General features: G+C 59.0%; 19 protein-coding genes and 1 pseudogene. 3 read left to right on the plus strand and 17 right to left on the minus strand.

Going from position 1 to position 21534, the window contains the following annotated elements; all coding sequences use genetic code 11:
* Positions 1-103: 103 nt before the first annotated feature.
* From RB216_RS27890 to RB216_RS27925, 8 genes are all read right to left on the minus strand, one after another.
* Positions 104-988 carry an ABC transporter permease subunit gene (locus tag RB216_RS27890; protein ID WP_016979003.1) on the minus strand — a complete coding sequence of 295 codons (885 nt, stop codon included), beginning with the start codon at positions 986-988 and terminating at the stop codon, positions 104-106.
* Positions 985-1905, minus strand: a complete 921-nt coding sequence (locus tag RB216_RS27895; protein ID WP_016979002.1) for an ABC transporter permease subunit — start codon at positions 1903-1905, stop codon at positions 985-987. Before RB216_RS27895 ends, RB216_RS27890 begins: the two co-directional genes overlap by 4 nt.
* Entirely contained in the window at positions 1902-3044 is a 1143-nt protein-coding gene (locus RB216_RS27900; RefSeq protein ID WP_028618367.1) for an ABC transporter ATP-binding protein, read from the minus strand. Before RB216_RS27900 ends, RB216_RS27895 begins: the two co-directional genes overlap by 4 nt.
* Positions 3045-3115: 71 nt before the next feature.
* Positions 3116-4210, minus strand: a complete 1095-nt coding sequence (locus RB216_RS27905; protein ID WP_308908120.1) for a polyamine ABC transporter substrate-binding protein — start codon at positions 4208-4210, stop codon at positions 3116-3118.
* 240 nt (positions 4211-4450) lie between these two features.
* The gene (locus RB216_RS27910) at positions 4451-5545 is read right to left on the minus strand and encodes a polyamine ABC transporter substrate-binding protein (RefSeq protein ID WP_028618369.1); all 1095 of its coding nucleotides are present in this window, start codon (positions 5543-5545) and stop codon (positions 4451-4453) included.
* Between the two features lie 198 nt (positions 5546-5743).
* On the minus strand, positions 5744-7108 hold the full coding sequence (locus RB216_RS27915; protein WP_016978998.1) for an aspartate aminotransferase family protein: 1365 nt from the start codon (positions 7106-7108) through the stop codon (positions 5744-5746).
* Between the two features lie 58 nt (positions 7109-7166).
* Entirely contained in the window at positions 7167-8525 is a 1359-nt protein-coding gene (locus RB216_RS27920) for a glutamine synthetase family protein (protein ID WP_028618371.1), read from the minus strand.
* Between the two features lie 79 nt (positions 8526-8604).
* Complete coding sequence (locus RB216_RS27925) at positions 8605-8844, minus strand: hypothetical protein (protein WP_028618372.1); 240 nt, start codon at positions 8842-8844, stop codon at positions 8605-8607.
* A 278-nt stretch (positions 8845-9122) separates the two neighbouring features.
* On the opposite strand from RB216_RS27925, the gene RB216_RS27930 reads away from it, so the two are divergent.
* Complete coding sequence (locus tag RB216_RS27930) at positions 9123-10499, plus strand: glutamine synthetase family protein (protein ID WP_010207341.1); 1377 nt, start codon at positions 9123-9125, stop codon at positions 10497-10499.
* Between the two features lie 241 nt (positions 10500-10740).
* Positions 10741-11379, plus strand: coding sequence for a TetR/AcrR family transcriptional regulator (locus RB216_RS27935; RefSeq protein ID WP_028618373.1), 639 nt, complete (start codon positions 10741-10743; stop codon positions 11377-11379).
* 91 nt (positions 11380-11470) lie between these two features.
* Here the strand turns inward: RB216_RS27935 and RB216_RS27940 are convergent, their stop codons facing one another.
* From RB216_RS27940 to RB216_RS27975, 8 genes are all read right to left on the minus strand, one after another.
* A complete protein-coding gene (locus RB216_RS27940; protein WP_003213899.1) occupies positions 11471-11686 on the minus strand; it encodes a TOBE domain-containing protein in 216 nt (71 codons plus the stop codon).
* Between the two features lie 28 nt (positions 11687-11714).
* Positions 11715-12521: an aliphatic sulfonates ABC transporter ATP-binding protein gene (gene ssuB / locus RB216_RS27945; protein ID WP_016978995.1), complete on the minus strand. Its 807-nt coding sequence runs from the start codon at positions 12519-12521 to the stop codon at positions 11715-11717.
* The gene (ssuC, locus tag RB216_RS27950) at positions 12518-13306 is read right to left on the minus strand and encodes an aliphatic sulfonate ABC transporter permease SsuC (RefSeq protein ID WP_028618374.1); all 789 of its coding nucleotides are present in this window, start codon (positions 13304-13306) and stop codon (positions 12518-12520) included. Before ssuC ends, ssuB begins: the two co-directional genes overlap by 4 nt.
* Positions 13307-13314: 8 nt before the next feature.
* Positions 13315-14463: an FMNH2-dependent alkanesulfonate monooxygenase gene (gene ssuD, locus RB216_RS27955; RefSeq protein ID WP_028618375.1), complete on the minus strand. Its 1149-nt coding sequence runs from the start codon at positions 14461-14463 to the stop codon at positions 13315-13317.
* A gap of 25 nt (positions 14464-14488) precedes the next feature.
* Entirely contained in the window at positions 14489-15457 is a 969-nt protein-coding gene (locus RB216_RS27960; protein WP_028618376.1) for a sulfonate ABC transporter substrate-binding protein, read from the minus strand.
* Between the two features lie 95 nt (positions 15458-15552).
* Positions 15553-16146: an NADPH-dependent FMN reductase gene (gene ssuE / locus RB216_RS27965; protein ID WP_015886424.1), complete on the minus strand. Its 594-nt coding sequence runs from the start codon at positions 16144-16146 to the stop codon at positions 15553-15555.
* Positions 16147-16438: 292 nt separating this feature from the next.
* Positions 16439-17077, minus strand: coding sequence for a peroxiredoxin (locus RB216_RS27970; protein ID WP_308908121.1), 639 nt, complete (start codon positions 17075-17077; stop codon positions 16439-16441).
* A 272-nt stretch (positions 17078-17349) separates the two neighbouring features.
* Entirely contained in the window at positions 17350-18723 is a 1374-nt protein-coding gene (locus RB216_RS27975; RefSeq protein ID WP_028618377.1) for an OprD family porin, read from the minus strand.
* A gap of 370 nt (positions 18724-19093) precedes the next feature.
* Between RB216_RS27975 and tauA the strand changes: the two are divergent.
* A pseudogene (gene tauA, locus RB216_RS27980) lies at positions 19094-20080 on the plus strand (taurine ABC transporter substrate-binding protein).
* Positions 20081-20158: 78 nt separating this feature from the next.
* Here the strand turns inward: tauA and argA are convergent.
* Positions 20159-21460: an amino-acid N-acetyltransferase gene (gene argA, locus RB216_RS27985; RefSeq protein WP_068937307.1), complete on the minus strand. Its 1302-nt coding sequence runs from the start codon at positions 21458-21460 to the stop codon at positions 20159-20161.
* Positions 21461-21534 lie beyond the last annotated feature (74 nt).

The following is a 21534-nucleotide window of genomic DNA, read 5'->3' on the forward strand; positions in this document are numbered from 1 at the left end:
GCTGGCTTGCCTGCGATGAGGCCCTGCCAGTCGACTCATCTGTCGACTGATAGACCGCTATCGCAGGCAAGCCAGCTCCCACTTCTTTACCGCATTCCGTCAGTTAGACCGGTGCAGCCGCCCGACGCTTGTCCGGCTGCTGCCAGCCATCGGCGGCGGCTTCTTCAATGGCTTGCTGGATGGCTTTCTTGCGGTGCTCTTCGGCACGACGGCTGAAGAACCACACCAGGAAGGTCACCAGCGACACCGCCAACAGGATCAGGCTGGCCACGGCGTTGATCTCGGGTTTAACCCCAAGGCGCACTGCCGAGAACACTTCCATCGGCAAGGTGGTCGAACCCGGCCCCGACACGAAGCTGGCCAATACCAAGTCATCCAGCGACAGTGCGAACGACATCATGCCGCCCGCCGCCAACGACGGCGCGATCATCGGGATAGTGATCAGGAAGAACACCTTCCACGGCCGTGCGCCCAGGTCCATCGCCGCTTCTTCGATCGACAAGTCCAGCTCACGCAGTCGCGCCGACACCACCACCGCCACATACGCCGCACAGAACGTGGTGTGGGCGATCCAGATGGTGACGATGCCACGCTCCTGGGGCCAGCCGATCATTTGCGCCATGGCCACAAACAGCAGCAACAGCGAAAGACCGGTGATCACTTCGGGCATGACCAACGGCGCAGTCACCAGGCCACCGAACAACGTGCGGCCCTTGAACTGGCTGATGCGTGTCAGCACGAAGGCCGCCAACGTACCCAGCGCCACCGCGGCCACCGCCGTGTAGCAGGCGATTTCCAGGGAGCGCGCCACCGAGCCCATCAACTGGGTGTTGTCCAGCAGGCCCACGTACCACTTGATCGACCAACCACCCCACACTGTCACCAGCTTGGATTCGTTGAACGAGTAGATCACCAGGATCAGCATCGGCAGGTAGATGAACAACAACCCCGCCACCAGCATAAAGCTGGAGAATCTGAAGCGCTTCATATCTTGCCCTCCATCTCTTTGGCTTGGCTGCGGTTGAACAGGATGATCGGCACGATCAGGATCGCCAGCATCACCACCGCCAGGGCAGACGCCACCGGCCAGTCACGGTTGTTGAAGAATTCTTGCCACAACACTTTACCGATCATCAGGGTTTCCGGGCCACCCAGCAGTTCCGGGATCACAAACTCACCCACCACCGGAATGAACACCAGCATGCACCCCGCGATGATGCCGTTCTTGGACAGCGGCACAGTGATTTTCCAGAAGCTGTTGAAGGTGCTCGACCCCAGGTCGGATGCGGCTTCCAGCAGGCTCTGGTCGTGTTTCACCAGGTTGGCGTACAACGGCAGGATCATGAACGGCAAGTACGAATAGACCACGCCGATATACACCGCAATGTTGGTGTTGAGGATCTGCAGCGGCTCGTTGATCAGCCCGATGGACATCAGGAAGCCATTGAGCAAGCCGTTATTGCTGAGGATGCCCATCCACGCATAAACGCGGATCAGAATCGCGGTCCAGGTCGGCATCATGATCAGCAGCACCAGCACGGTCTGCATCTCTTTGCGCGCACTGGCAATGGCGTAGGCCATCGGGTAGCCGATCAGCAGGCACAGCAGCGTGCTGAAGAACGCCATTTTCAGCGAGCCCAGGTACGCGGCGATGTACAACTCGTCGTCGCCGAGCATCGCGTAGTTGCCCAGGTTGAGCACCAACTGCAGTTTCTGCTCAACGAAGGTGTAGATCTCGGTGTACGGCGGGATCGCAACGTCGGCTTCGGCAAAACTGATCTTCAGGACGATGAAGAACGGCAGCATGAAGAACAGGAACAGCCACAGGAAGGGAATGCCAATGACCGCATGACGGCCACTGGGCGTTATTCGTTGCAGGCGGCGCTTGAGCTTCTTCATGTTCATGAGCGAAGTACCACGCCGCTGTCGTCTTCCCACCACACGTAGACCTGGTCACCCCAGGTTGGCCGCTGGCCACGGCGCTCGGCGTTGGCCACGAAGGACTGCACCAGCTTGCCGCTCGGCAGCTCCACGTAGAACACCGAGTGACCGCCCAGGTAGGCGATGTCGTGCACCTTGCCGCTGGACCAGTTGTGCTCGCAGGTCGGCATTTCGGTGGTGACCAGCAGTTTTTCCGGGCGAATCGCGTAGGTCACCGACTTGTCTTCCACCGACGTGGCGATGCCGTAACCCACGTAGATGTCGCGGTCCAGGTCCGGGCACTTGAGCACCGCATGGCCTTCGGCGTCATCGACCACTTGGGTGTCGAAGATGTTGACGTTGCCGATGAACTCGCACACCAGACGGCTGGTAGGCGTTTCGTAGATGTCGATCGGGCTGCCGATCTGGGCGATCCAGCCCAGGTGCATGATCGCGATGCGCTCGGCCATGGTCATGGCCTCTTCCTGGTCGTGGGTCACCATCACGCAGGTCACGCCGACGCGCTCGATGATTTCCACCAGTTCCAGCTGCATCTGCGAACGCAGTTTCTTGTCGAGGGCGCCCATGGGCTCATCGAGCAGCAGCAGTTTCGGGCGCTTGGCCAGGGAACGGGCCAGGGCCACACGCTGACGCTGGCCACCGGACAACTGGTGCGGCTTGCGCTTGGCGTACTGGCTCATCTGCACCAGCTTGAGCATCTCGGCCACACGGGCGTCGATCTCGGCCTTGGGGATCTTGTCCTGTTGCAGGCCGAACGCGATGTTCTGCGCCACAGTCATGTGTGGGAACAAAGCGTAGGACTGGAACATCATGTTGATCGGCCGCTCATAGGGCGGCATGTCAGTGATGTCCACACCGTCGAGGTAGATGCGGCCCTCGGTCGGGCGCTCGAAACCTGCGAGCATGCGCAGCAAGGTGGACTTGCCCGAACCCGAACCGCCGAGCAGGGCGAAGATCTCGCCTTTCTTGATTTCCAGGGACACATCGTCCACGGCAATCGTCTCGTCGAACTTCTTCGTGACCCGGTCGATTTTGACCAGCACCTTCTTCGGTGTCTGGTCCCCTTCGAGGGCTTTCTTATAGGCGCCGGAGGCAACTGCCATTTACGAAACTCCCAACAAAATTGCTGTTCGCCCGATGCAGGCGAACCCAGGATAGTTTGAGCTTTAAAGCTTTATTTGCCCGTCTTGACCTTGGTCCAGCTACGGGTCATCAAACGTTGCACTTTCGGGGGTAGCTCGAAGTTGACAAAGGTCCTGTCGAGTACCGCCTGCGGTGGGTAAACCGCTTCGTCCGTGCGTATCGATTGCTCCATCAGTTTGTCCGCCCCAGGGTTAGGGTTGGCATAACCGACGTAATCACTGACCTGGGCGATCACCTCAGGTTGCAGCAAATAGTTGATGAAGGCGTGGGCTTCTTTGACGTTGGTGGCATCCTTGGGGATGGCCAGCACGTCGAACCACAGGTTGCCGCCTTCTTTCGGAATCGCGTAGGCGATGTTCACGCCCTTGCCCGCCTCGGCCGCACGGGCCTTGGCCTGAAACACATCGCCGGAGAAACCAGCCGCCACACAGATGTTGCCGTTGGCCAGGTCCGAGATGTATTTGGAAGAATGGAAGTAGGTCACGTACGGCCGCACTTTCAGCAGCTTCTCTTCGGCCTTCTTGTAGTCATCCGGGTTCGTACTGTTGGGGTTCAGGCCCATGTAGTTGAGCACCGCCGGCAGCATTTCATCCGCCGAGTCCATGAACGACACGCCGCACGTCGCCAGCTTCTTCATGTTCTCAGGCTCGAACAGCACCGCCCAGGAGTCGATATGGTCGACGCCCAGCACTTCCTTCACTTTATCGACGTTGTAACCAATGCCATTGGTGCCCCACAGGTACGGCACGGCGTACTGGTTGCCCGGGTCATTCTTTTCCAGGCGCTTGAGCAGCGCCGGGTCAAGGTTGGCGTAATTCGTCAGCAATGACTTGTCGAGCTTCTGGAACGCCCCGGCTTTGATCTGCTTGCCCAGGAAGTGGTTGGACGGCACCACCACGTCGTAACCGGTACGCCCGGCCAGCAGCTTGCCTTCCAGGGTTTCGTTGGAGTCAAACACGTCATACACGAGCTTGATGCCGCTGGCCTTTTCGAAGTTGGCCAGGGTGTCGGTGCCGATGTAATCCGACCAGTTATAAATATGCACCGTCGGTGCGGCCTGCACGCTCAACGTCAGCGTGATACCTGCACCCACCAGCATGGCTTTGCGAAATAAAGAAATTGGCAAGTGGAGGTCCTCTTAAATAGTTGGGCCCAAAGTTGTTGCCCGGCAACAAAACCGGCGCGCAACTTACCCTCGATAAACCGATCCGGCAAAACTTTCTGTCATTTAATTTATGGGAGGGAGCGTGCTGTGGTGAGGGGGCTTGTCCCCCGCCGGGTTCACCGCAGATTGATTGGGCTGCTTCGCAGCCCAGCGCGGGGCAAGCCCGCTCACCACATTTCCCCCTCCCACAGCTTTTAAGGCTTATTTACCGGACTTGATCTTGGTCCAGCTGCGTGTCATTTCACGCTGGGTTGCAGCCGGCAGGTCAGCAATGGCGTAGAGCTTGGCCTGCACGTCCGCTGGCGGGTAGATGCCCGGGTCGCTGGTGATTTCTTTGTCGACCAGTGCGGTAGCCTTCTCGTTACCGTTCGGGAAGTGCACGCTGTTGGTGATTTCAGCCATGACTTCCGGTTTGAGCAGGTAGTTCATGAACTTGTAGGCGGCGTCGACGTTCTCGGCATCTTTAGGGATGGCGACCATGTCGAAGAAGCTGCCAGCGCCTTCTTTCGGAATATCGTAGGCCACCTTGACCTTGCCACCGGCTTCAGCCGCGCGGGACTTGGCCTGTTCGATGTCACCCGAGTAACCCACGGCCACGCAGATGTTGCCGTTGGCCAGGTCGGAGATGTATTTGGACGAGTGGAAGTAGCCGATCGAAGGACGGATTTTCAGGAACAGGTCTTCAGCCTGCTTCAGGTCGGCCTTCTTCTGGGTGTCGGTCGGCAGGCCCAGGTAATGCAGCGCCACCGGCAGCATTTCGGTTGGCGAATCGAGGAAGCTCACGCCGCAGCTTTTCAGCTTGGCGATGTTCTCTGGCTTGAGCAGCACGTCCCACGAATCGATCTTGTCCACGCCCAGCGCGGCCTTGACCTTCTCCGGGTTGTAGCCGATGCCGATGGAGCCCCACATGTACGGGAAGGCGTGCTTGTTGTCCGGGTCGCTGACCGACACGGCTTTAAGCAGGGATTTGTTCAGGTTGTCGTAGTTGGATAGCTTGGACTTGTCCAGCTCCTGGTAGACACCGGCCTTGATCTGCTTGGCGAGGAAGTTGTTCGACGGTACGACGATGTCGTAACCGGACTTGCCTGCCAGCAACTTGGCTTCCAGGGTTTCGTTGCTATCGAAAACGTCGTACACCACCTTGATGCCGGACTCTTTTTCAAAGTTGGCGATGGTGTCCGGTGCAATGTAGTCGGACCAGTTGTAGACGTGCAGCACTTTATCGTCGGCCTGGGCCGCGCCCGCCATTGCGCCCATCAGGGACAAGGCGAGGAGGGTCTTGCCAGCGTTCTTCAAACCTAATGCCTTCATTTGGTGATGCTCCAATTTTTTCTTTTTTGGGCCACAAGCTTCATATGTTTCGAGGCCCAGCCAAAGGGCAACAAAACAGGGCGACAGTCTGGCAAGTTCGAGGGCCGGCTTTCAACCAATGCCCCCATTTTTATAACCACTCAGACGCAGCGCCCGAAAGCCGCTGCGTTCTGAGCCTAGCACTTAGCCCTGCAATGCCGCCAAAGTCAGGTCCAGGCACTGGCGAGCTTTAGTGACCAGCTCGTCGATCTCTGCCTTGCTGATCACCAGCGGTGGCGAAATGATCATGGTGTCGCCGACGGCGCGCATGATCAGGCCATTTTCGAAGCAGAACGTGCGGCAGATCATGCCGACGCCCTTGCCTTCGTAACGCTTGCGGGTGGCTTTGTCCTGCACCAGTTCGATGGCACCGAGCATACCCACACCGCGCACTTCGCCCACCAGCGGATGATCCGCCAATTCCCTCAGACGTTTCTGCAAATACGGTGCCGTTTCGTCGTGGACCCGGTTAACGATTTTTTCATCGCGCATGATGCGGATGTTTTCCAGCGCCACTGCCGCCGCCACCGGGTGACCGGAGTAGGTGAAGCCGTGGTTGAAATCACCACCTTCGTTGAGGACGTCCACCACTTCATCGCGCACGATCAGGCCGCCCATGGGGATGTAGCCCGAGGTCAGGCCCTTCGCGATGGTCATCATGTGCGGTTTGAGGTCGTAGAAGTCGCTACCGAACCACTCACCGGTGCGACCGAAACCGCAGATGACTTCGTCGGCAATGAACAGGATGTCGTACTTGGCGAGGATTTCCTTGATGCGCGGCCAGTAGGTGGCCGGCGGTACGATCACGCCACCGGCACCCTGGATCGGCTCGGCAATAAAGGCACCGACGTTGTCCACGCCCAGTTCCAGGATCTTCTCTTCCAACTGGTTGGCCGCCCACACGCCGAATTCTTCCGGGCTCATGTCGCCGCCTTCGCCAAACCAGTAAGGCTGGGCGATGTGGGTGATGCCAGGGATCGGCAAGTCGCCCTGCTCATGCATATACGTCATGCCGCCCAGGCTGGCGCCGGCCACGGTGGAGCCGTGGTAGCCATTCTTGCGGCTGATAATAGTTTTCTTGTTTGGCTGGCCCTTGATCGCCCAGTAGTGGCGAACCATGCGCAACATGGTGTCGTTGCCTTCGGAGCCGGAACCGGTGAAGAACACGTGGTTCATGCCGGCAGGCGCGATGTCGGAAATGGCCTTGGCCAGTTCCAGCACCGGCGGGTGAGCGGTCTGGAAGAACAGGTTGTAGTACGGCAGTTCTTTCATCTGCTTGGCGGCGGCGTCAGCCAGTTCATCGCGACCGTAACCGATCGCCACGCACCACAGGCCGGCCATGCCGTCGAGGATCTTGTTGCCTTCGCTGTCCCACAGGTAAACGCCGTGGGCTTTGGTAATGATGCGCGGGCCTTTCTCTTTCAATTGCTTGAAGTCGCTGAACGGCGCCAGGTGGTGATCACTGCTCAAGGCTTGCCATTCACGGGTTTGCGGGTTGTTGCTGGACATACCAATCTCCTAGACTTTTCAGTGAAGGGCGCGCCGTTTAAAGGGCGCGCCCGGCGCATCAGACGGCGAAGAGCAGGAATTCCCGCTCCCACGAACTGATCACGCGCTTGAAGTTTTCATGCTCGGCCCGCTTGACCGCGACGTAGCCTGTGATGAATTTTTGACCCAGGTATTTTTCGATGGTCTTGCTGTTTTCCATGCGTTCCAGGGCGTCTTCGATGGTCAACGGCAGGCGCAGGTTGCGTCGCTCGTAACCACGACCCACCACTGGCGCGCTCGGGTTATGGCCTTCGACCATGCCGATGTAGCCGCACAACAAGCTGGCGGCAATCGCCAGGTACGGGTTGGCATCGGCGCCCGGCAGACGGTTTTCCACACGACGGTTCTGCGGGCCGGCATCCGGTACGCGCAAGCCGACGGTGCGGTTTTCTTCGCCCCACTCCACGTTCACCGGCGCTGAGGTGTCGGGCAGGAAGCGGCGGAACGAGTTCACGTTGGGGGCAAACAGCGGCAGCAATTCAGGGATGAATTTCTGCAGGCCGCCAATGTGGTTGAGGAACAGCTGGCTCATGGTCCCGTCTTCATTGGAGAAGACGTTCTTGCCGGTGGCGATGTCGATGATGCTCTGGTGCAGGTGCATCGCGCTGCCGGGCTCACCGGTCATGGGCTTGGCCATGAAGGTGGCGGCCACGTTGTGCTTGAGCGCGGCTTCACGCATGGTGCGCTTGAACACCAGGATCTGGTCGGCCAGGGACAGCGCATCGCCGTGACGGAAGTTGATTTCCATCTGCGCGGTGCCGTCTTCGTGGATCAGGGTGTCAAGGTCCAGCTCCTGCAATTCGCACCAGTCGTAGACGTCTTCGAACAACGGGTCGAATTCGTTGGCCGCTTCTATAGAGAAGGACTGGCGACCGGTCTCCGGGCGACCGGAACGACCAATCGGCGGTTGCAGCGGGAAGTCCGGGTCTTCGCAGCGCTTGGTCAGGTAGAACTCCATCTCCGGCGCCACGATGGGCTGCCAGCCCCTGTCGGCGTAGAGCTTGAGGACTTTCTTGAGTACGTTGCGCGGCGACAGCTCGATCGGGTTGCCTTGCTTGTCGTAGGTGTCGTGGATCACCTGGGCGGTGGGCTCGATGGCCCAGGGCACCAGGTACACAGCGTTCTGGTCAGGGCGGCAGATCATGTCGATGTCGGCCGGGTCGAGCAATTCGTAATAGATGTCGTCTTCGACATAGTCGCCGGTCACGGTCTGCAACAGCACGCTCTCGGGCAGGCGCATGCCTTTTTCGGCGATGAACTTGTTGGTCGGCGAGATCTTGCCCCGGGTGATACCGGTGAGGTCGCCAATCATGCATTCGACTTCTGTGATCTTGTGGTCTTTCAACCAATCGGTGAGCTGGTCGAGGTTGTTACTCATAAATGCCTCTGGGCTGGGTTTCCTGGCATCCATTAAAGGCCAGGCGTTGGTTGACGCAGCATCCGCGTCGTTTTTTCATTCAGGGTAGGAGCTTACCTGCCATTTGCTGCTGCGTTGCATTCCTCACGCCAAAGTTGTGCGTAATCTTGAGCAGCATGCGGGGCGCATGCCGTTCAGTGGCAAATGAGGAGGCAAAAAAGAGGCTGGCCCGGGCGTCAAGAATATTGGCCGGTGCGCGGGCATTCACGCGGGAGGAATGGACGGATGACACAGCCTGGCTGAAGCAGGCCAAGACGCCGTTGGGCGGCAGGTGAAACATGAAGCACCCCGGTATTATTGCTGTTATGGGTTTGAATCGAGCTTAGCCTTGTTCATTTTTTTACACAACACCCCCGTAAAAAATACAACACGGGGCGCTCAAGCCTGCTAGTCCCAAGACCTTCAAACCCAAAAAACCGCCCCAAAAAGCCCCAAAAAAGCCATCGCAGCGCTTTTTTAGGGCAAAAAAGGCCTCGCTTGACTTCGGCATGCCGTTCGGGTTGACTGAAACCAGAAAAGATCAATGATTGATATTTTTAACAACAAAGGTGTTGCATCATGTCGGTACCCCCGCGTGCCGTTCAGCTTAACGAAGCGAACGCGTTCCTTAAGGATCATCCTGAGGTTCTGTACGTAGACCTTCTAATTGCGGATATGAATGGTGTGGTGCGCGGCAAGCGCATCGAACGCACCAGCCTCCACAAGGTTTACGAGAAGGGCATTAACCTGCCTGCCTCTTTATTTGCCCTGGATATCAACGGCTCTACGGTGGAAAGCACCGGTCTGGGCCTGGACATCGGTGATGCTGACCGAATCTGTTATCCGATCCCCGACACCCTGTGCAATGAACCCTGGCAAAAGCGCCCCACCGCGCAACTGCTGATGACCATGCACGAACTTGAAGGTGAACCTTTCTTCGCCGATCCGCGCGAAGTGCTCCGCCAAGTTGTAAGCAAATTTGACGACCTCGGTCTTACCATCTGCGCCGCCTTCGAGCTTGAGTTCTACCTGATCGACCAGGAGAACGTGAACGGCCGCCCACAACCGCCCCGCTCGCCGATCTCCGGCAAACGCCCGCATTCGACACAGGTCTACCTGATCGACGACCTCGACGAATACGTCGACTGCCTCCAGGACATTCTGGAAGGTGCCAAAGAGCAAGGCATCCCGGCGGACGCCATCGTCAAGGAAAGTGCTCCGGCGCAGTTCGAAGTGAACCTGCACCACGTGGCCGACCCGATCAAGGCCTGCGACTACGCGGTACTGCTCAAGCGCCTGATCAAGAACATCGCCTACGACCATGAGATGGACACCACCTTCATGGCCAAGCCTTACCCAGGCCAGGCAGGCAACGGTTTGCACGTACACATCTCCATTCTGGACAAGGACGGCAAGAACATCTTTGCCAGCGAGGATCCCGAGCAGAACGCCGCATTGCGTCACGCGATCGGCGGTGTGCTCGAGACCCTGCCCGCCCAAATGGCGTTCCTGTGCCCCAACGTCAACTCCTACCGTCGTTTCGGCGCACAGTTCTACGTGCCGAACTCGCCGTGCTGGGGCCTGGATAACCGCACCGTGGCGATCCGCGTACCGACTGGCTCGTCCGATGCCGTACGTATCGAACACCGTGTTGCCGGTGCCGACGCCAACCCTTACCTGCTGATGGCTTCGGTCCTGGCAGGCGTGCACCACGGCCTGACCAACAAGATCGAGCCTAATGCACCGGTGGAAGGCAACAGCTACGAGCAAAACGAGCAAAGCCTGCCGAACAACCTGCGCGATGCATTGCGCGAGTTGGACGACAGCGAGGTGATGGCCAAGTACATCGATCCTAAATACATCGATATCTTCGTCGCCTGTAAGGAAAGTGAGCTGGAAGAGTTCGAACACTCCATCTCCGACCTTGAGTACAACTGGTACTTGCATACCGTGTAAGCGGTTGCTGCCGTAACTGCGGTGAGTAGGCTTGCTGTGGTGAGCGGGCTTGCCCCGCGCTGGGTGGCGAAGCCGCCCTAAAACCAGACGCCGCATTCTGCCTGATAGAATGCGGCGTTTTTATTGGGGCCGCTTCGCAGCCCAGCGCGGGGCAAGCCCGCTCACCACAAAAGCCTCCGCCCTAGGTATGGATCATCCTCAGGCTCTGCGTACAATGCCCCCTGCCTTGTAGGAGACCTCCATGACCACCCGCCCCGCCGCCCCTCGCAAACCCCGCGCCCGCAGCCAGGCCCGGATCGACGCGATCCTCGACGCCGCCCGCACCTTGCTGGCGGCCGAAGGCGTGGCGGGTTTGTCGATCTACAGCGTGGCCGAGCGTGCGCAGATTCCACCGTCGTCGGTGTATCACTTCTTCGCCAGCGTACCGGCCTTGCTGGAGGCACTCACGGCAGACGTCCACGCGGCCTTCCGGGCTGCGATCCAGGCGCCCATCGAGCACGATTCACTCAAGCACTGGCGCGACCTGTCCTGCATCGTCGAGCAACGCATGCTCGCCATCTACGACCAGGATGCCGCCGCACGCCAGTTGATCCTGGCCCAACATGGGCTTACTGAAGTGACCCAGGCGGATCGCCAGCATGATCTGGAGTTGGGAAACCTGATGCTGGAAGTGTTCAATCGCCACTTCGAAGTGCCGACACTGCCCAGCGATGTGGACGTGTTTGCCTTGGCGTTGGAACTGAGCGACCGCGTGTATGCGCGCTCGGTGCATCAGCATGGGCTGATCACGCCGCGCATGGCGGATGAAGGGATGCGGGTGTTTGATGCGTATGTGGGGCTTTACCTGCCGCCCTATCTGCCCAAGCGCAAAAACCTGTAGGAGCCGGCTTGCCGGCGATAGCGCTCCCGACATCACCGCAAGGCGTGAGGGCCTATCGCCGGCAAGCCAGCTCCTACAGTGGCTTGTGCAATCACAACTTGGCGATCGACACCTCGGTGGATTTAACGAAGGCAATCACTTCACTGCCAATCACCAGTTCCAGCTCTTTGACCGAGCGGGTGGTGATCACGGACGTCACGATGCCGGACGCGGTCTGCACGTCGATTTCCGACAGCACGTCGCCTTCGACGATTTCCTTGATGGTGCCTTTGAACTGGTTACGCACGTTGATCGCTTTAATAGTCATGTCGTTCTCTCTTCGTAGGACAAGTGAGTTATTGAGCCCAGCGCAATTGCGTAGGCAGCGGTGAAACAGGTTCGGGTTCCGGCGGCGACCCCGGCAGGGACAACACACGGTTGAGCACTTCAGCTTCCAGTGCGGCCAGGCGATGTGAGCCGCGGGCCCGTGGGCGTGGCAGGTCGACGATCAGGTCCAAGCCGATTTCACCGTCCTCGATCAGGATCACCCGGTCGGCAATCGCCACGGCTTCGCTGACGTCGTGGGTCACCAGCAACACGGTGAACCCGTGCTTCTGCCACAGGTTTTCGATCAGTTGCTGCATCTCGATACGGGTCAAGGCATCCAGCGCACCCAACGGCTCATCCAGCAGCAACAAGCGCGGTTGGTGGATCAGCGCACGGGCCAGGGCCACGCGTTGCTTCTGCCCGCCGGACAGCGCCGCCGGCCATTCATTGGCGCGCTCAGCCAGGCCGACCGCTTCCAGGGCTTCCAACGCTTTGGGGCGCCAGTTGCCTTTAAGGCCCAGGCCGACGTTGTCGATGATCTTTTTCCACGGCAACAGGCGCGCTTCCTGGAACATCAACCGCGTGTCTTCAATGGCTTCGCTCAGCGGTGCGGAACCGGCCAGCAGCTCGCCGCCGCTGGCCTTGTCCAGGCCGGCCAGCAGGCGCAGCAAAGTACTTTTGCCGCAACCGCTGCGCCCGACCACCGCAACGAATTGACCGGCGGGGATGTGCAGGTCGATGTCCTTGAGCACTTCGCGCGCGCCAAAGGCCTTGCGCAACTTGCGTACCGCCAGGGGAATGCCCTTGAGCAGGCGCGGGGGTTGTTGAGCTGTCATGCCGCACCTCCTTTATTCACTTGATACGCCGGGTGCCAGCGCAGCCACACACGTTCCAGGCCGCGAGCCGCCAGGTCCGCGAGCTTGCCGAGGATCGCGTACATGACGATGGCCAGTACCACCACATCGGTTTGCAGGAATTCGCGGGCGTTCATCGCCAGGTAGCCAATACCGGAGCTGGCGGAGATGGTTTCTGCCACGATCAGCGTCAGCCACATGAAACCCAGGGCAAAGCGCACGCCCACCAAAATCGATGGCAGTGCGCCCGGCAGGATCACCTGCCGGAACAGGCTGAACCCGGACAAGCCGTAGCTGCGCGACATTTCCACCAGCGCCGGGTCGACGTTGCGAATGCCGTGGTAGGTGTTGAGGTAAATCGGAAACAGCGTGCCGAGGGCGACCAGGAAAATCTTCGCGGTCTCATCAATGCCGAACCACAGGATCACCAGCGGAATCAGCGCCAAATGTGGCACGTTGCGGATCATCTGCACCGAGCTGTCCAGCAGGCGTTCGCCCCATTTCGACAGGCCGGTGATAAAGCCCAGGGCCAGGCCGATGCTGCCACCAATCACGAAGCCCAAACCCGCACGCCAGCCACTGATGGCTAGGTGAGTCCAGATTTCGCCACTGGCGACCAAGTGCACACCGGCTGCGATTACAGCACTCGGCGCTGGCAGAATGCGCGTCGACAACCAACCCGCCGAGACCGACAACTGCCACACCGCGAGTAACAAAATCGGGAGTACCCAGGGCGCTATCCGATGGCTCAATTTTTCATAGTTCATGGGCTGCCTCAGCTCGCCGACGCAGCTTTGGGAAGGATGTCGTTGGCGACCATTTCGCCGAACGGGCTGACGTAGCCGGCACTTTTCGGCAACTCGGGACGTTCGATATCCAGGTGGGGGAACAGCAGTTCCGCGACGCGATATGACTCTTCCAGGTGTGGATAACCGGAGAAGATAAAAGTGTCGATGCCCAGCGCGGCGTATTCCTTCACGCGTTCCGCCACGGTGGGGCCATCGCCCACCAGCGCGGTGCCTGCGCCGCCACGCACCAGGCCGACGCCGGCCCACAGGTTGGGGCTGACTTCGAGGTTGTCGCGGTTGCCACCATGCAGCGCCGCCATACGTTGCTGGCCGACGGAATCGAACCGCGCCAGGGAGGCCTGGGCACGAGCGATGGTGTCATCGTCCAGGTGGGAGATCAGTTTGTCGGCGGCTTTCCATGCTTCGTCGTTGGTTTCACGCACGATCACATGCAAACGAATGCCGAAACGCACGGTGCGCCCAAGCTTCGCGGCCTTGGCGCGAACCTGTTCGATTTTTTCCGCAACCGCTGCCGGTGGCTCACCCCACGTCAGCACCATCTCCACCTGCTCGGCCGCCAGGTCCTGGGCCGCCTCGGAGGAACCGCCGAAGTACAGGGGTGGACGCGGTTGCTGGATCGGCGGATACAGCAGCTTGGCGCCTTTGACGCTGATGTGTTCGCCGTCGTAGTCCACGGTTTCGCCTTCCAGCACACGGCGCCAGATGCGGGTAAATTCCACCGAGGCCTGGTAACGCTCTTCATGACTGAGGAACAAGCCGTCACCGGCCAATTCTTCCGGGTCACCGCCAGTGACCAGGTTGAACAAGGCACGCCCGCCGGACAGACGATCCAGGGTCGCAGCCTGACGCGCCGCCACCGTCGGCGAAATAATCCCGGGCCGCAGGGCGACCAGGAATTTCAGACGCTGGGTCACCGGGATCAGCGAGGCGGCCACCAGCCACGAGTCTTCGCAGGAGCGACCGGTAGGGATCAGCACCCCGCCGAAACCCAGACGGTCAGCGGCCTGGGCCACTTGCTGCAGGTATCCGTGGTCAACGGCGCGAGCGCCTTCGGCGGTGCCAAGGTAATGGCCGTCGCCGTGGGTAGGCAGGAACCAGAAAATATTGAGGCTCATGGAGTTGTCTCCTGAAGAAGTCGGATTACGGCGCTTTGGCAACGGCGGCGGGGGGTGTCCAGATCACGTCCTTGATGTTCAAGGGCTTGGGGATCAATTTGAGCTGGTAGAAGCTGTCGGCGATTTTCTGCTGGGCGGCGACCACTTCCGGGGTCAGGAACAGCGCGCCGTAGCCTTGGCGTTTCACCGAGGTCAGGGTGATGTCAGCCGGCAGGCCGAGCAGCGGGGCAACTTGCTCAGTCACTTCCTGCGGGTTGGCCTTGGACCACTCGCCCACGGCGCGCACTTCTTCGATCAGCGCCTTGACCACTTCAGGGTGTTTTTCAGCGTAAGGCTTGGTCGCGAGATAAAACTGGTGGTTGTCGGCAATGCCAGTACCGTCACGCAGGGTGCGGGCTTGCAGTTGTTTCTCGGCGGCGGCCTGGTACGGGTCCCAGATGACCCAGGCGTCCACGCTGCCACGCTCGAAGGCGGCACGCGCATCGGCGGGCGGCAGGAACACAGTCTGCACGTCGGTGTATTTCAGGCCGGCGTCTTCCAGGGCACGCACCAGCAGGTAATGCACGTTGGAGCCTTTGTTCAGGACGATTTTCTTGCCCTTGAGCTCGGACACGGATTTGATCGGCGAATCTTTCGGCACCAGGATCGCTTCGCTGGTCGGCGCGGGTGGCTCGTAGGCCACGTAGAGCAAATCGGCGCCAGCGGCCTGAGCGAAGACCGGTGGGGTTTCGCCAGTCACGCCGAAGTCGATGGAGCCGACGTTCAGGCCTTCCAGCAATTGCGGGCCGCCAGGAAACTCGGTCCACTGCACGTTCACGCCTTGGGCAGCCAGGCGTTTCTCCAAGGTGCCCTTGGCTTTGAGCAGCACCAGCGTGCCGTACTTCTGATAACCGATCCGCAGGGTCTCGGCGGCTTGAGCTTGAACAATGACGCCGAAGGACACAGCCGCAGCAAACAGTGCGACCAGACCACGACGCAAGATGACAGTGCGCATGGCGCTCTCTCCAAATAGTGCGTTCAGGGGGTTGGCTGCACCTGCTTGGCCGTTGGCGGCTGAGTAAGGTGAGTTTTTTTACATTTCGGTGTGGCTTAAATGCTCCAGCGAGCACTCAACAAACGTTCATTCAACACATGAGGGTCCAGCGGTTTCGGGCGACGGGCCATGGCGCCATACAGCGTTTCCAGGGCCTCGTGCAAACGGTGTTCAAGTACCGGCACCAGTTGCGCCTGGGCGCTGCCTTCGCCGTACGCGATCTGGCTGTCTTCGGCGAAGATGCCGTGGAGCAACTCCTGGGCCTTCAGCGCCGACAGCACCGGCTTCAGGGCGTAGTCCACCGCCAGCATGTGGGCGATGCTGCCACCGGTCGCCATCGGCAATACGATCTTGTGGGCCAGTGCGCGTTCGGGCAGCAGGTCCAGCACGGTTTTCAGCGCTCCGGAAAACGAAGCCTTGTAGACCGGCGTAGCGATCACCAGGCCATCAGCGTTAGCCACTTGTTGCAGCAGGTCGATGACCTTGGGGCTGTCGAAGCGCGCATGCAGCAAGTCTTCAGCCGGGAAGTCCCGTATCTGGTAACTCACCACTTCTACGCCTTTGTCTTGCAACCACTGACGGGTTTTATCCAGCAACACCCCGGAGCGGGAACGCTGGCTGGGACTGCCTCCAAGTGTTACGACCAACATGCAGGAATTCCTTGAGCAGGTGTCGGCGGTTCGCTGTGTGGCGATGGCGCCAAGATGGAACAGACATTATCAGCAGATTCATATATCTTTAAATCTTATTTTTTCATGTGTTTATTCCTTAAATGCATATAAAAGTTATCAAATCCCAGGCGAAAAAAAAGGCCGTTAAAACGGCCTGAAAACCCCTGCTATGTGATTCTTCAGAACGATCGCCATCGCCGGCAAGCCAGCTCCTACAACTGGAATGTGATCACCTGTAGGAGCCGACTTGCCGGCGGTAGCGACATCAGCATCAACGGTTGGGCTGAGGGGTAAGCCGCAGGTAAGGCTTCACCGCCCGGTAACCCTTCGGAAAGCGTTTCTTGATTTCCTCCTCGTCCTTGAGCGACGGCACGATCACCACTTCATCACCGTCCTGCCAGTTGGCGGGCGTGGCGACCTTGTGGTTGTCGGTCAGTTGCAACGAGTCGATGACCCGCAGGATTTCGTGGAAATTGCGCCCGGTGCTGGCCGGGTAGGTGATGGTCAGGCGGATCTTCTTGTTCGGGTCGATCACGAACAAGGAGCGCACGGTGAGCGTGTCACTGGCGTTGGGGTGAATCAGGTCGTAGAGGTCGGACACCTTGCGATCGGCGTCGGCCAGGATCGGGAAGTTGACGATAGTGCTCTGGGTTTCGTTGATGTCTTCGATCCACTTGTGGTGCGAGTCCACCGGGTCGACCGACAGGGCGATGGCCTTGACGCCGCGCTGGGCGAATTCGTCCTTGAGCTTGGCAGTGAAGCCCAGCTCAGTGGTGCACACCGGGGTGAAGTCCGCCGGGTGGGAAAACAGCACACCCCAGCTATCGCCCAGCCATTCGTGGAAACGAATTTTGCCGGCGCTGGAATCCTGTTCGAAGTCGGGGGCGATATCGCCCAGTCTTAGGCTCATGGTGTGGCTCCTGGTGAGTGCTTATGGAGCCCACTGTGCATGGATTGTGGATTATTTAAAAAGAATAAATATCGATTTATCTAGACGATAAAGGAATATTAAAAATCTGTTCATTGGACGTATTCGAAGGCGAGGAGCACCATCGTTTCCAAGGTTCGAGAAGGCCTTGAGACGCTGTACACAGAGGGGTTCAGGAAGGGCTTGCGGGGGTTTAGCCCGACTTGAAAGCAAGACACCTTGCCCGGTGTTGCACCGGGCAAGGTTTTACGCAGTTACTTGAACGCGTAGGTGTAGCTTACGATGACGCGGTTTTCGTCTTGATCGCGCGCGGCAGCAACATCGTTGCGCCACATAGCGTTTTTCCAGGCAACACCGACGTTTTTGAACAGACCTTCTGGCACAACGTAGGCAACAGTAATGTCACGCTCCCACTCGGACTGGCCGGTGAACTCAGCGCGGCTACCGTTGACGGTGTCGATGTCAGTGCCTTTGAGGTACACAACACCAGCGGTCAGGCCAGGAACGCCAACCTTGGCGAAGTCGTAGGAGTAGCGAGCTTGCCAGGTACGTTCGCCAGCACGGGCGAACTTGGCGATCTGCATGTCAGTGGTCAGGTAAGCGGACGAACCGTCGCCTTGGTTCAACCAAGGGAAGTCACTGCTACCGTTGCTGACTTGATAACCACCACCGAAGGTGTGACCGGCAACGGTGTACAGGAACAGACCGCTGTACAGGTTGTTATCAACCTTGCCGCGACCGGAGTTGACACCGCTGTAGTTGCCCGACGAGAAGTAGGCGGATTCGTGACCGTTCTTACCGTCGTCGGAGCTGTTGAAGTAACGCAGGTCAGACTTCAGCACGCCCGGGCCGATTGCCCAGTTGTGAGTCAGGCCGAGGAAGTGTTGCTTGTAGAAATCTTCCAGGTTGCCATAGTAGTACTGTGCGGTCAGATCCTTGGTGATCTTGTAGTCACCACCGGCATAGTAGAACTTGTTGCTGTCACGCCAGGCGGCGCCACGGGAGTTGGCACCCGAGATCGACAGATTGTCGACGTTGCTGGAGTTACGACCTTTGGCTTTTTCGATCTGACCCGCAACCAGCGTCAGGTCTTTGTTGAGATCGTTGGTGGTGATCTGGCCACCTTGGAAGGTCTGCGGCAGCAGACGACCATCGTTGGTCACGATAACCGGCAGTTTAGGCTGCAGAGTACCCAGCTTCAGTTCGGTCTGGGAGATCTTGGCTTTGGCAGTCAGGCCCAGGCTCGAATAGTTATCAACGGCTTCGCCATTGGACTTGCTCGGGAACACAGTGCCGCCGTACGAGGAAGCAGTGGCGCCGTTGGTGCCGCCGCCGGAATCCAGGCGAACACCCAGCAGGCCGATTGCGTCAAGGCCGAAACCTACGGTGCCTTGGGTGTAACCGGAGATGAAGCGCAGGTCGAAGCCTTGGCCCCACTCTTCCTGCTTGCTCTGAACACCGGCGCGCTTGTTGGCAGCAGTGCCAGCAGCGGAGTCACGGTTGTCAGTGTTGATGTAAAAGTTACGCAGACCCAGTGTTACTTTGCTGTCTTCGATGAAACCGGCAGCGCCTGCTTGCTGAGCGATTGCGCCCAGGGCTACAGCCAGTGCCAAGGTGGACTTCTTCATGTACCGCTCCTCTCATTTCTAATTTTTGTATTTCTTTGGTCTCGGGTCTGACGCCCTCGATCCACAGATGCGCGATTAGCGCCAGATAGTGACTACCAAGTCAATCGTAACCTTGTGTGTCTACTACCTTCGTCTAATCGCAGTTGATTTGGTCCCTGCAGGGTAATGAGTTTTTCATACACCCAAAAAGAATTGTTTCATTCTTTTTCATACGATTCGGGAATAAGCCTTTCCATGATGCGGACAAGTCAGGGTAGACAAACCGCTCCATAAGCTAATTCCTAAAGGGTATTTGTTAGCGTTTTTTTAGATCGATTAGTGTGGCCGTACTGTTGCATACGTCACCCACGATCAAAAAGGCGACGCCATCATGGCCAAACGCACATCCTCCCGTCAATTTGTTACAGTTTTTGTGTCACTAATACTTTCTTTTGGTGTCAAAGCCGCCGATTTAACCATCGGCTACCAAACCGGCATTGACCCCAGCAAAGTCCCACAGGCCGACGGCCTCTATGAGAAGGCCATCGGTGAAAAAATCGCCTGGCGCCGGTTCAACAGTGGGCCGGAAGTCGTAACCGCTATTGCCTCAGGCGATGTGCAGATTGGCAATCTCGGTTCCAGCCCCCTCGCGGCAGCGGCTTCTCGCAATCTACCCATCGTCGCGTTCATCGTATCGGCCCAGATCAATACTTCTGAAGCATTGGTGGTGCGTAACGGCAGCCACATTGACGCCCCCAAGGATCTGATCGGCAAAACCATCGCCACGCCATTTGTCTCAACCTCGCATTACAGCCTGCTCGGCGCGCTGAAGCACTGGGGTCTGGACACCAGGCAAGTCAAGGTGGTGAACCTGCAACCGGCAGAAATTGCCGCCGCGTGGAAACGCGGCGATATCGACGGCGCATTCGTGTAGTCGCCGGCTCTGGGCGAAATCCGCAAGACCGGCAAGACCCTGACAGACGCGGCCCAGGTGGGTCAGTGGGGCGCACCGACCTTTGAAGTATGGGTGGCGCGTAAGGATTTCGCGGAAAAACATCCTGACGTAGTGGCCAAGTTTGCCAAGGTCACCCTGGATTCGTTTGCCGAGTATGCGGCCCATAAGGACGGTTGGACGGTGGACTCCGAGCCGGTGCAAAAAATCGCGAAACTGACAGGTTCAAATGCTGCCGACATCCCTGAGCTGTTAGCCGGTACCACGTTCCCGGATGCGCAGGCACAGCAAACTGACGCGCTGCTAAAGGGCGGCACGGCGAAGGCGATTGGGGAGACGGCGAAGTTCTTGAAGGAACAAGGAAAGGTTGAGGCAGTGTTGCCAGACTATTCAGCGTACGTGACCGACAAATTCGTCAAGCCCTGACCCTGTAGGAGCCGGCTTGCCGGCGATGGCTCCCTTGAAAACGCCATCGCCGGCAAGCCGACTCCTACAGAATGGGGATTACAGGGCCTTCTCGAAAATCTTCGAATTACGCTGATAGTTGTACAGCGATGCCCGCGCCGACGGCAGACGGTCCACGCTACTCGGCACAAACCCCCGCTCACGGAACCAGTGGGCGGTGCGGGTGGTGAGCACAAACAAAGTCTTCAACCCCTGCGCACGAGCGCGGGCCTGGATGCGTTCCAACAACACATCGCCGCGCGCGCCATGACGGTATTCCGGATTCACCGCCAGGCACGCCAGCTCACCTGCGTCCGAATCTGCGATCTGGTACAGCGCCGCACAGGCGATGATCATGCCTTCGCGCTCCACCACACTGAACTGTTCGATCTCACGCTCCAGCACTTCCCGCGAACGGCGCACCAGGATGCCCTGCTCTTCCAACGGGCTGATCAGGTCGAGCAAGCCGCCCACGTCTTCAATCGCCGCTTCACGCACCTGCTCAAATTGTTCTTGGGCCACCAGCGTACCGCCGCCGTCCCGGGTGAACAGTTCGGTAAGCAAGGCACCGTCTTCGGCGTAGCTGACAATATGACTGCGCCCTACCCCACCCCGGCACGCTTCGGCAGCCGCATCGAGCAGTTCAGCCTGATAGTTGCTGTTGCCCAAGCGCTGCAAGTGAGCCGGCACTTGTTGCGGGCGCAGTTCGCGCACCAGGCGACCGTTCTCATCGAGCAGGCCCATGTCGGCACCGAACAGCAGCAGCTTGTCGGCACCCAGGTCGATGGCGGCGCGGGTGGCGACGTCTTCGCAGGCCAGGTTGAAGATTTCACCGGTCGGCGAGTAGCCCAACGGCGACAGCAGCACGATGGAGCGCTCGTCCAGCAGGCGGTTGATGCCCTTGCGGTCGACACGGCGCACTTCGCCGGTGTGGTGGTAGTCCACGCCGTCCAATACGCCGATGGGGCGTGCGGTCACGAAATTACCGCTGGTTACACGCAAGCGCGAGCCCTGCATCGGCGACGAGGCCATGTCCATCGACAGGCGCGCTTCAATGGCGATGCGCAGGTGGCCGACCGCGTCGATCACGCACTCCAGCGTCGCCGCGTCAGTGATGCGCATGCCTTCGTGATAAGTCGGGATCAGGCCACGCGCCTCAAGGCGCACTTCGATCTGCGGACGCGAACCGTGTACCAACACCAAGCGCACACCCAGGCTGTGCAGCAGCACCAGGTCGTGGACGATATTGCCGAAGTTGGGATGTTCCACACCATCGCCGGGCAACATGACCACAAAGGTGCAGTCGCGATGGGCGTTGATGTAAGGGGACGCGTGACGAAGCCAATTAACGTAGTCGGGCATAAAACCTGGGCCTGTAATAAAAAGCAGCCGAAAAAGGATGAATCGTGAAAGCGCACAGCGGGCTGATGGTTATC

The sequence above is a fragment of the Pseudomonas canadensis genome, assembly GCF_030980095.1.
GTDB classification, from domain to species: domain Bacteria; phylum Pseudomonadota; class Gammaproteobacteria; order Pseudomonadales; family Pseudomonadaceae; genus Aquipseudomonas; species Aquipseudomonas canadensis.